The 10,479-nt window shown below is 68.5% G+C and carries 11 protein-coding genes and 2 pseudogenes; 10 read left to right on the top strand and 3 right to left on the bottom strand.

What is annotated here, in order from left to right:
* Window positions 1-270: 270 nt before the first annotated feature.
* The 8 genes from AB0D48_RS29680 to AB0D48_RS29645 all read left to right on the top strand — a co-directional run bounded on the left by AB0D48_RS29680 (window position 271) and on the right by AB0D48_RS29645 (window position 5,220).
* Window positions 271-441, top strand: coding sequence for a hypothetical protein (locus AB0D48_RS29680; RefSeq protein ID WP_362403602.1), 171 nt, complete (start codon window positions 271-273; stop codon window positions 439-441).
* 164 nt (window positions 442-605) lie between these two features.
* On the top strand, window positions 606-884 hold the full coding sequence (locus AB0D48_RS29675; RefSeq protein WP_362403598.1) for a hypothetical protein: 279 nt from the start codon (window positions 606-608) through the stop codon (window positions 882-884).
* An 88-nt stretch (window positions 885-972) separates the two neighbouring features.
* Complete coding sequence (locus tag AB0D48_RS29670) at window positions 973-1,320, top strand: hypothetical protein (protein ID WP_362403595.1); 348 nt, start codon at window positions 973-975, stop codon at window positions 1,318-1,320.
* A gap of 85 nt (window positions 1,321-1,405) precedes the next feature.
* Window positions 1,406-2,503, top strand: a complete 1,098-nt coding sequence (locus tag AB0D48_RS29665; RefSeq protein ID WP_362403592.1) for a protein kinase family protein — start codon at window positions 1,406-1,408, stop codon at window positions 2,501-2,503.
* Between the two features lie 602 nt (window positions 2,504-3,105).
* On the top strand, window positions 3,106-3,354 hold the full coding sequence (locus AB0D48_RS29660) for a hypothetical protein (RefSeq protein WP_362403589.1): 249 nt from the start codon (window positions 3,106-3,108) through the stop codon (window positions 3,352-3,354).
* 84 nt (window positions 3,355-3,438) lie between these two features.
* Window positions 3,439-3,756: a hypothetical protein gene (locus AB0D48_RS29655; protein WP_362403586.1), complete on the top strand. Its 318-nt coding sequence runs from the start codon at window positions 3,439-3,441 to the stop codon at window positions 3,754-3,756.
* A gap of 547 nt (window positions 3,757-4,303) precedes the next feature.
* Window positions 4,304-4,885: a hypothetical protein gene (locus tag AB0D48_RS29650; RefSeq protein WP_362403583.1), complete on the top strand. Its 582-nt coding sequence runs from the start codon at window positions 4,304-4,306 to the stop codon at window positions 4,883-4,885.
* A 143-nt stretch (window positions 4,886-5,028) separates the two neighbouring features.
* Window positions 5,029-5,220, top strand: coding sequence for a hypothetical protein (locus AB0D48_RS29645; protein WP_362403580.1), 192 nt, complete (start codon window positions 5,029-5,031; stop codon window positions 5,218-5,220).
* Between the two features lie 636 nt (window positions 5,221-5,856).
* Here AB0D48_RS29645 and AB0D48_RS29640 read toward each other — a convergent pair.
* Entirely contained in the window at window positions 5,857-6,270 is a 414-nt protein-coding gene (locus AB0D48_RS29640; protein WP_362403577.1) for a hypothetical protein, read from the bottom strand.
* 71 nt (window positions 6,271-6,341) lie between these two features.
* A pseudogene (locus tag AB0D48_RS29635) lies at window positions 6,342-6,812 on the bottom strand (PaaX family transcriptional regulator C-terminal domain-containing protein); the annotation flags it as partial.
* Window positions 6,813-6,925: 113 nt separating this feature from the next.
* Between AB0D48_RS29635 and AB0D48_RS29630 the strand changes: the two are divergent.
* Together AB0D48_RS29630 and AB0D48_RS29625 are read left to right on the top strand one after the other, a co-directional pair.
* Entirely contained in the window at window positions 6,926-8,434 is a 1,509-nt protein-coding gene (locus AB0D48_RS29630) for a DUF4246 domain-containing protein (protein WP_362403575.1), read from the top strand.
* A gap of 133 nt (window positions 8,435-8,567) precedes the next feature.
* Window positions 8,568-9,305, top strand: a pseudogene (locus AB0D48_RS29625) (IS5 family transposase); the annotation flags it as partial.
* A gap of 199 nt (window positions 9,306-9,504) precedes the next feature.
* Here the strand turns inward: AB0D48_RS29625 and AB0D48_RS29620 are convergent.
* The gene (locus AB0D48_RS29620; RefSeq protein ID WP_362403572.1) at window positions 9,505-10,398 is read right to left on the bottom strand and encodes a LysR family transcriptional regulator; all 894 of its coding nucleotides are present in this window, start codon (window positions 10,396-10,398) and stop codon (window positions 9,505-9,507) included.
* Between the last annotated feature and the right edge of the window lie 81 nt (window positions 10,399-10,479).

The following is a 10,479-nucleotide window of genomic DNA, read 5'->3' as shown; positions in this document are numbered from 1 at the left end:
CCGCTACGAACGCAAGGCCGAACACTTCCTCGCCTTCGTCGGCATAGCCGCAGCCCTCATCTGCCACCGCCGCCTCACCAAATGAAACGACGTCTTAGCCTGAGGGTAAGGAGCGCCGGTATGAGAGCGACCTGCCGGGCCTGAGCCGCTGGTCGCCGACGCCGCGCTGCTCGGCCCGGACCAGGCCGCCCGTAAGCCCCGGCGTACGGGCTTTCTGGCTTCGACCGCCCGGTGCGCCTCGGGTGGATCCGCCACGCCCAGGAGGCGCGGGTGAAGTCCGGGGCGGCCCGCGGCGGCACGGTGTGGGTCTCGCTGTACCGGGCCGACCACATCGACCGGATCCCCCAGGTCCACCCGGAGGCGGACTCGCCTGCCCTGAGCGCCCTGGGCAAGGGCTGGCGCTCGCCCCCTGGTCAGTACCTGTTCCTGAGCCGTTCATGACAGGTGTGCACCAGCCTTACGCTTCGACGGGTTCGCCCCGTTCGAGGGGCGCGGGGGCAGCTGCTGGTTCCCGCGGGGCACCCCCTCGGCCGGCGCCCTTCCGTGTCGCTGGAGGACCTCGCGGAGGCGACGCTCCTCCCCGTCGCCGGGGCCGTGCCGCGGTATTGGCTGGAGGACACCCACTATCCTCGGCAGACCCGCTGGGCAGGTCCGTCCCGCACGGCCGGGCCGGTTCCTACTGGACGGAACTGCTGAACCTCATCGGCATCGGCAGGGGCGTCTCCCCGGCGAGCGCGTGCGCGGAGCGCTACCACGGGGGCCCCGACATCGCCTGGGTCTCCTTCAGCGACGCCCCTCCCGTCGAGTACGGGTCCTTCTGGCCGAAGGCCGGCGAGACCACCCGGATCCGCGCCTTCGTGGACACCGTCCACGAGCTGCGTTGAACGCGTTCAGAAAATCTGACAGCATGGTGTCCGGAGGGCCTGCCAGACCGGGGGACGCGGATCCGTCTGCCTTCGGCACGAGTTGGCCATGAGATCCGGAGGTCGGTACGACATGATCATCGCCTTGCTCGTCTTCTTGTTCCTGTTGTTCCTGGGCCTGATAGTGGCCGTCGCGCCGGGCCTGATCGTCGGGTACGCCTTCGTCGCGGTGAGCGGCAAGCTGTCGCTCACCGCGAGGGTTTCGTTGCTGGTGGCCCTGGCGATGGGTACGGCGGCGCTGTGGCTGGGTCTGGGGGAACCCGCCAGTGTCCTGCTGCCGCTGGCCATGTTGGTGTCGTTCCTCGCGACCCTCGCCTCGGGAGCCACGTTCCTCGGGCTCGAAGCCCGAAAGCGACGTGCACCTCGCTACCCCGCCCCGGCGTGGCAGAGCTGGTAGCGGCCAGGGGCGAACCGCAGGGCTACGCGTCGCGTGTGCGCGCCCTTTGGACGGGCCCAGGTATTTCAGAGAGGTTGGTGCCCTGGTGGAGGTAGCCGTCGAGAGCTTCGACGCGTCGCGTGGTGCGCGTTTGGCGGCCTACAGTGCCGTCTCCACATCGCTGGCGCTGTGCAGTGATCGCGAACTGCGGGACCTTGTGGATACGGCTGCGCCGATTGGTTCTGGCATCGGCGGGACCTCAGCGTTGCTGGAGGTCGGCGGAACCCCAGTCTTCGTTAAGCGGCTGCCGCTGACTGATCTGGAAAGGCAGCCGGAGAACGTCCAATCCACGGCGAACCTCTTCGAGCTACCGACCTTCTGCCATCCCGGCCTTGGGGTTCCCGGAAGCCCGGGATGGGGGGCCTGGCGGGAGTTGGCCGTGCACACCATGACGACGAACTGGGTGCTCGCACAGGACCATGAGGGCTTTCCATTGATGTACCACTGGCGGGTGCTGCCGCACCCCGGGCAGGTGCTGCCCGAGCTACTGGCCGACGTGGAGAAAGCTGTCGCCTACTGGGGAGGCGGACCGCAGGTGCGCCACCGGATCGAGGCGCTGCGGGACTCCTCGGCGAGCGTCGCACTGTTCCTGGAGTACATCCCGCAGAACCTGCACGACTGGCTGGACGTTCAGGTCAAAGCCGACGATGAGACGGCCGAGCAGGCATGCACCATGGTGGCGAAGGAACTTGAGGCCGGAACCTCTTTCATGAACGCCCGCGGGCTCCTGCATTTCGATGGCCACTTCCAGAACATCCTCACCGACGGCAAGCGTCTGTTCTTCACGGACTACGGCCTCGCGATCTCCTCCCGGTTCGACCTGTCGAAGGAGGAGGCCGACTTCTTCGACGAACACCAGACCTATGACCGCTGTTACACCGTCACCCACCTCGTGCAGTGGCTCGCCACCGCCCTGTACGGGTACGAGCGGGACGAGCGCAGCGCGTTCGTGCACGCCTGCGCCCGAGGGGAACCTCCGACAGGAATTCCGTCGCAGGTCGCGGCGATCCTCATCCGCCACGCTCCGATCGCCGCAGTGATGACGGACTACTACCGCAAGTTCCGTTTTGAGAGCAGGCAGACCCCGTATCCCCTGGAGGCGATCCGCCGGATCGGCGGGCCGGACAGCTTGTTCATCATCTGATGGACCTGGGCGGCCAACAGCCGGGCTGGATGCGGGAGGCGCCGGGTGCCCTGATCCGCTTCTGCTGAACGGCCTGCCTGCCTTGCCCGTAGCCACCGCGAACTCCTTGAGCCGTGCCTTCCCCTGGTTGAAGTCCCGGTCGTGAAACCGGCTGGTGGAGTCCAGGTTTGGGTAGAAGGAGGGGGGCGGCCCGTGCCCCGTGTCCGGTGGGATGGCAAGAACCAGGTGCCACGGCTGCCGCGGCCGCGAGCGGGGCACTTGCTGCCCACCATCTTCCCGGGGTGGTTGTCTGCGTCGGCGAGGGCTGCGAACAGGAGCAGCACGGCTGTTGGCAGGAAGAGGACCATGCCGATGACCAGGCCGACCACCGCCCATGTTCGTCGGCCTCGGCGGCGGCATCGTCCCCATGCGGTCGCACCCCACAGCAGACCCCAGACCAGACTGGTGACTGATCCGATTCCCGATTCCCGGTGACCGGTGACCGGTGACCGGTGACCGATCGGCGCCTCGTCGGTCATCGGTCATGACCGATTCCCACGTGACCGGTCACAGAGACTCTGACTACCGTCCCAGCAGCAGTTCCGCTGAACCTGGCCGTGTGGGTGCTGGCTTCGGTGGGGCGGGGGATCGAGCTGCCGTACGGTCTTCACGGCACGGTGATGGTGACCGGCCCGCAGCCCCAGGAGCTGGATCCGGATCCGGTGGCGGAGGTTCAGGGTGTGTGCGTGGTGGTGGCCGAGGTGCGGGCCGAGTGGCAGGACCGGCCGCCGGCCAGCGAGGGTGCCGCTCGCGCCGAGCTCCCTGCCGCCGGCCGGTATGTCAGGGATGCACTGCGGGCTCCGACGGCCTGAGGCCCTGTACGCCGCGGGACACGTCCCGCGGCGTACAGGGCCTGTTGCGAAAGGCTGGTTGCGGTGGGTTGTTAGGGTCCGGGCATGACGCGCCTGAAGGTTGAGATATCCGTTCCCGAGAGTCATGTGGAGGTGGTGAACGATGCTCTCCACGCGGCCGGAGCGGGACGGGTTGGCGAGTATGCCCGGTTCTCCAGTGTGTGGCGGGTGACCGGCACCTGGCAGCCGCTGCCTGGGTCGCGGCCATATGACGGTGAGGTGGGCGTCGTGCAGTCCGGCAAGGAATACAGGATCGAATCCGTCTGCGATGAGGAACAGGCCCGTGCAGTCCAGCAGGCGGTTCGCGACGCCCACCCGTATGAGGAAGCGGTCATCCACTTTCTGCCTTTGTACGAGCCGTGAGCCAGCTGGCTGCCCGCCGGGTCTCGTCCACCTCGGTGGACGGCCCGGTTTGGCGCCCCGCGGTCGCAACAGCTCAAGCCGAGCCGAACTGGTTACTCGTCAGATCGCCACGTTTCCACGACACGTGATCACCAACGAAGAAGGATTCCCTCTAGCGGTGCGGCGTGGTGTCAGGCCCGAACCGTGAAGGGCTCTGTGGGGCGGGCTTGCCGGAGAGGGCCTGGGTGATGGTGTCTTCGATGGTGAGGTCGTAGGTGCGTGCCATCTGCCGGATGCGGGCGACGGTCCGGCGGGGCTGGCTTTATCGAGCAGTAGTGGGTTCTGGCGCACATTCCGTGAACAATCTGGCTGGCTCTCCGGCAGCAGGACGTGCACCCCACGTGAGGTGCGCGGATTGGATGTCACGAGAGGTTTGTCGAGCCCGAGTCGAGATCGTTCACGGAATGTGTGCCAGAACCCACAACCGAACACACGCCCTGAGGGCTGCCGGGCGCCGAGCAGTATGTGTGAGACTCCCTCTGATTGATCACTCGGGGGGAGTTTCGCGTTGAACGCGCTGTTGAAGAGGGTGTGGATCGGGCTGGCCGCGACCTTGATCGTGAGTCTGGCCGCCGTGGTCCTGCCGGACCACATCCAGATAGACGACGACGGGCGCATCCACCTGGGCGCGCCCGCGCCCACGCCGTCCTCATCCACGGCGGCGTCCACACCGGAGTCCACGTCACCGCCCCTCACACGGGACGCCGTGGACGAGGTGATCCGGACCGCGGTCAGCGCGGCGGGCCTCGACCCGGCGCAGGGCCGCCCGGCCGTCGCGGCCGGCGCCAACTCGAACAGGACGGGCTGGATGGCTGTCCGCGAGAAGACTGCCGCACAGTCGGAGATGAACGCGATCTGCGCCGACCTGGAGCGCCAGGGCTGGACGCTGAACCCGAACGGCGACCGCCCCGACGCCTCCCGCAGTTACAAGCGCGGGGGCTGGTACCTGCTGGTGAGCACGCGCGGGAAGACCCAGGCACCGTCCACCACCTCCGCCTTGACCGACTCGCAGACGTACCTGACCCTGACCGGGCTCCAGCTGAACCTTTCCGACATACCCCTCCCCGAGATCACCGTCCGCATCGGCTGACCCCTCACAGAGAAGCCCACACCGTCTTCCCGGGAAACCCCGCCCTGGGCCCGCGGCGAGGAGGTGGCGGTCGCCCAGGTGGAGTTGCTGGGAGACGTCGCTGTTTTCGTCGCCGCGGCTGCCTGCCGGGTCCGGTGAGCGTGGTGGGTGACTTGAACGACTGGCAGCCCGGAGTCCACACCCTCAAGGCCCGCAAGGACGGCAAGCGCGCGGTCACGATCGCACTGCCCATGGAAAGCGTCCACTCGTTCCGGTACCTGGCCGCGGGCGACTACTGGTTCAACGACGAAACGGCCGGCGACCAGGACGGCCCCAACAGCCGTCTGCACACCTGACCGTTAGCGGTAGGGCCGGACCCGGCACGGTGGATGCCGGCTCCGGCAGAGCCCAGCCGCTCCGCGCGTCCTCCCCCGTCCCGGCGGGGGAGGGTTTGCGGACGGCGGTGGGGCAGCGCGACCATCGATTCGGGCCATCTGGTGCCCGGATCCGGGCGGGCGTGCATCAAGCCTGCCGGTCGCGGCGAGGTGAGACGACATGGACTTCCAGATGATGAAGAGGCGCTACGGGCCTACCGTGCACCTCACCCCACCGGCGAGCTCGACCTGGACACCGGAGCCGCTCTCGACGACGTGTAGAGCGACCTCGACGGCGTCGCCGCAGTGGCCTGCGACATGCGGCACCTCACGTTCATGGACGTGACCGGCCTGCATGGCCTGAGCGCCTTCGCCCACCGCCTGGGCACGCGCGGCCGGCCCCGGTGCCCCGTTCCGGCCTGCCTGGTCCGCTCCAGGCCCGGGTGTTGAGCGGGGCTTGCGAGTGCCGTACGGACAGCACGGCCGGATCTGCCGGGCTCTGTCTGAGCGGTCTCGCGGACCACTGTTAGGGCGGCTGACAGGTTCGCGCAGGATGTCAGCGGCGCCGATTGCCGCAGGGTGAACGCGTCACCTGTCCGACGCCCCGCACCCGCCTTTTCACGCGGGCAGCCACCCCGGCCACCACGGCGGCACGTTGTCCGGCCCGCACAGCCCCGAATCCCCCGGATACCCGTCCAGGGTGCCCTTGACGGCGAAGAACCAGATGACCAGTACCCCCAGCACGAGCACCACCGGCACCATCCGCAGCAGCGGGTGCCGGCGCGGCGTGAGCATCGCGACTACCACGGCGCACACCGCGAAGCCCACCACCAGGACCGGGAGCAGGAAGGTCAGCTCGGCCACACCACCCGCTTCCCAGCCTGCGTCGCAGTAGGCGCGTGCGCGGGACGAGAGGGCGATCGCCAGGCATCCGGCCGCGGCGCCCATCAGCCCGGAAGCGATCACCGAGAGGACGCCGGGCCACGTGCGGGACCTGTCAGGGGCAGGGGCAGGGGCCGGGTCCGTGGGCATGGGTTCGACTCTGACTCGGTGCGGGGGGCGTTCGGTTCCTGTCACAAGATCAGGTGACGCTCCGGCCGCAGCTACGGTTCCACGAACCCGGCGCCGACGTCCCGCAGCCGGTCGTGGAGTTCGGCGAAGACCGACGCCGAGCGGTCGCCCGGCCAGTCCGCCGGGAGGAGCTCGCGGGGCAGGACAGGGTCGGCATACGGGAGGCGGCGCCAGGTGTCCAGGGCGAGGAGGTAGCCGCGGTAGGCGGCCTCCGGCTCCGGCGGCGGACCCGACTGGAGGGCGCACAGGGCCGGTTCGTGGAGGTCGAGGAACTCCTCGTGCTCTTTGGCCAGCGCTGACAGGTCCCACCAGCGGGAAACCGACCCGGCCGTCGGCGGGAAGCCGAGGTGGGCGCCGCGGAACAGCTCCACGTGCGCCGTCAGGTGCAGCCGGTCCAGGGTGCGCCGGGTCTCCCCGTACAGGTGGGCCGGGGCGATCCACACGCCCGGCGAGACCGCGCCGAAGCCGAGCCGGGCGAGCCGGGAGCGCAGCAGGTGCTGTTTGGCGCCGGGGGGGCGACCGCGATGGTCGTCCCAGCTCGGGGGCCGCGGCTGTGGTGTCAGTGGGCCGGGCTATTCTTCCGGGCACCGCACACCGATCGTGAGGACCACCAGAAGTGACCGGCCTGTCCGCCTTCCCGCTGCCTTTCCAGACCTCCCGTTCCCCGGCGTTCGCGACGCCCCGGACGCTGCGCGAGCTGCAGATGATGCAGTGCAGCTCGCACCTGCGCGCCAAGCCCGCGTGGTTCGACAAGATGAACGACGCCGACATCGTCGCCAGGTGGACGCAGGAAGCGGTGGCGCAGGGCCTGACCGAAGCGCAGGTGCGCTACGTTCTCGCCGAGCTGGGGCACTACGCCGCGTTGCGGGACGCGCGCACTGGCATCGAGGTGTCCGCGGTCGACGGGGTCTGGCAGTCGGACACCCTCGTCGACGAGCAGCTCAGGTCCCGGTTGAGTGAGGCGGTCCGGGTCCTGGAAGAGGTCCCCGAAGCGGAGCGGGACTGGCATCCCGGATCCGACGGCCAGGTGTTGGATCTCGTGCACCCCTCACTGTTCTGCCTGGTGAGGGAGGTGAGTGGAGGGCCCGAGCGGGCCTGGCAGAACCCGACGAACCACTACTCGAAGTACGAGTTCTCGGAGAGGTTCCAGTGGCTGCCCACGGACGTCGACGTCAGTGACGACGGGGGCGTCACCTTCCGCTCGTACGTCAATAACGTCCACCCCGAGGCGCATCGTGCACTGGCGTCCGTCCTGCCGGACGTGTTCGCGCGCCTGCGCCCGTTGTTCGAGAACGTGCTCACCGATCTGCGGCACCCGCGGCCCCTGCGGATCGAGGCCGATCCCTACGGCTGGTACGACTCGGAACCGGAGTATCCGCGCCAGTCGTCCTACAGTGACAACGCGACCTACATGGATGCCCGCGCTGTCTGGGAAGAGGCCTATGAGGCCTGGTGGGAGAACCGCCGCCCGATCGTCCCGGACGCCCCGGCCTTCAGCCCGCCTGCACTGCCCGACGCCTCCGCCCGGGTCGACCTGCGCGGCCGCCGGCTCCAGGTCATCGTCAAGCTCGCCACCGTCCACCTCACCCCGGACAAGCCCGAATACCCCGGCGGTTCCTGGCACGTCGAGGGCATGCTGAACGAGCGGATCGTCTCGACCGGCATCTACTACTGGGACAGCGAGAACATCACCGAGAGCCGGCTGGGATTCCGGACCGCACTCGACGACCCGCACTATGAACAGAACGACGACGCCGGGCTGCGCGAGGTCTATGGCCTTCAGGACGAAGACGCGCTGAACCAGGTGCTGGGCTCGGTACCGACCCCGTCGGGCCGCTGCCTGGTGTTTCCCAACGTCCTGCAGCACCGCGTGGACGCGTTCCGCCTCGCGGACCCCACCCGCCCGGGACACCGCAAGATCCTCGCGTTCTTCCTGGTCGACCCGGCGGAGCAGATCGTCTCGACCTCCGACGTACCGCCGCAGCAGCCCTGGTCCGACACATCGACCATGACGCTCGAGCAGGCCAAGACGTACCGCGAGGAACTCATGAAGGAAAGGAAGTTCTTCGTCGACGAGCACAACGAGCAGCTCTACGAAAGGGAGTTCTCCCTCTGCGAGCACTGAACCGCGGGTGCCGACCCGGTCAGGTGTGGTTGCGCAGGTTGGTCGGTGGCGTTGCGCCGGGCCGAGGAGCGGGCGCACGCGTGCCTGATGGGCGTCGTGTGAGGTGCACTGGGTGTGCGTCACGGGTGTGGAACGGCGGACGCATCATCCCGGGCGTAGGCGCCATCCGGACCGATTGGTGTTCCAAGGAATCCTGTTCGTGCTCCATACCGGAATCGCCTGGGAACACCTGCCGCAGGAACTCGGTCTCGGCTCGGGCATGACGTGCTGGCGCCGCCTGGCCGAGTGGACCGAGGCTGGTGTGTGGCCCCGGCTCCACGAGGTTCTTCTGGCCAAACTGCGTAGCGCGAACGTGCTGGACCTCTCCCGTGCTGCGGTCGACGGCTCGCACATCCGGGCTTTGAAGGGGGCTCCAAGACGGGGCGGAGTCTGTTGGCCGGGGCAGGACGGGCAGCAAGCACCACCTGATCACCGACGCCATCGGTATCCCGCTCGCCGTCACGCTGACCGGCGGCAATCGCAACGACGTCACCCAGCTCATCCCGGTCCTCGAAGCCGTGCCACCGTACGGGGAAAGCGCGGCCGACCACGGCGCCGACCGGACGTCGTTCTTGCCGACCGCGGGTGTGACCACGACAAGTACCGCCGCCTGGTGCGGAAGGTCGGCGTGAGGCCGCTCGTCGCCCGGCGGGGCACCGAGCACGGCTCCGGATTGGGCACTCAACGCTGCGTTGTCGAGCGCGCGTTCGCCCACCTGCACTGGTTCCGCCGGCTGCGGATCCGCTGGGAAGTCCGCGACGACATCCACGAAGCGTTCCTCACCCTGGGATGCGCGCTGACCTGCTGGCGACGCTTGACCTCACCGCGATGAAGGTGCGTCAACGCGTGCAGGGGAGTGCAGGACCAGGTCGTCCACATCACCCTGACACAGCGGCGCGACGGCGTCGATGAGCTGTACTTTCCGGCTGTGGGCACCGCAGTCCGGCTCGCCCTCGGTAAAGAGATCGCGAGCCTGGTGAAAGATCCGCGAGGCTGCGGCGCCTACGACGTGGTGGAGTCGGCAGACTGCGTCAGAAGCGGAATGCACCCAGGTCGCGCACGGTGTCGGCCAGGGCGCGGATGAGGTCGTTTTCGGCTTCGGTCCGCCAGACCAGAGCGAAGGTCAGGGCTGCCATCTCGGGGACGGGGAGGAATCGGATGTTCGACATGCCCCAGTATCTGGTGACATGGCCGGGGAAGGTGTGGATGATGTCGCCCATGCCGATGTGGCTGATCAGCTGATCGGCGTTGTCCGAGGCCGCGGCCGTGAGGCGCTCGATCGAACGGCCGCGTGGGGTGGAGAAAGGCAGGTAACTGTCCTCCCAGTAGTCCGGCAGGCCGAGGGCAGTGGCGTGTGGGAACTCGGCGAGCAGCTCCACCGGTACGGAGTCCCGTGCCGCGAACCGGTGGTCGGCGGCCACGGCAAGGACTCGCGGGTCGGTGCACAAGGTCGGCCCGACGGTGAAGTCCGGCTCCTCCACCGGCAGCCAGACGATCATGACGTCCATGGCGCCGCTGCGGAGCTGGCCGAACGGATCGGTGAAGGTTGCCTGGCGGATCTGGAGGCCCCATTGCGGGTGGCGCGCGCGGAACGCCTTCCAGTAGGGGTGCAGATCGACGACGTTGAAGGGCATCAGGCTGACGCGGAGCTGTGCGGTGATGCCGCGGGCCGCCAGCTGGGCTCGCTCCAGGGATTCGTGCAGTCCCGCGTAGACCGGTTGCAGGTCGTCGCGGAACTGCCGGCCGACCTCCGTCAGGCGAACCGTGCGGCTGGTGCGGGCGAACAGCTCGGCCCCGATGCGCCGCTCCTGCTTCTTGATGGCCTGGCTGACGCGTGCCTGGGAGACGTGCAGCCGCTGTGCGGCCCGGCCGAAATGCAGCTCCTCCGCCAGTACGAGGAAGATCTCGATGTCCCGCAGCTCCACCGGCCCCCCCCCGCCCCCCGTATCGATAACCCAGCGGTTATCGAACCGCGTGGAAGTATGGCTTGATCATATGCACGGATC

This window comes from Streptomyces sp. NPDC048269 (genome assembly GCF_040652395.1).
In the GTDB taxonomy this organism is placed as follows: Bacteria; Actinomycetota; Actinomycetes; order Streptomycetales; family Streptomycetaceae; genus Streptomyces.
Note: the sequence above shows the minus strand (reverse complement) of the source record. Positions and strands in the feature narration are given on the sequence as shown.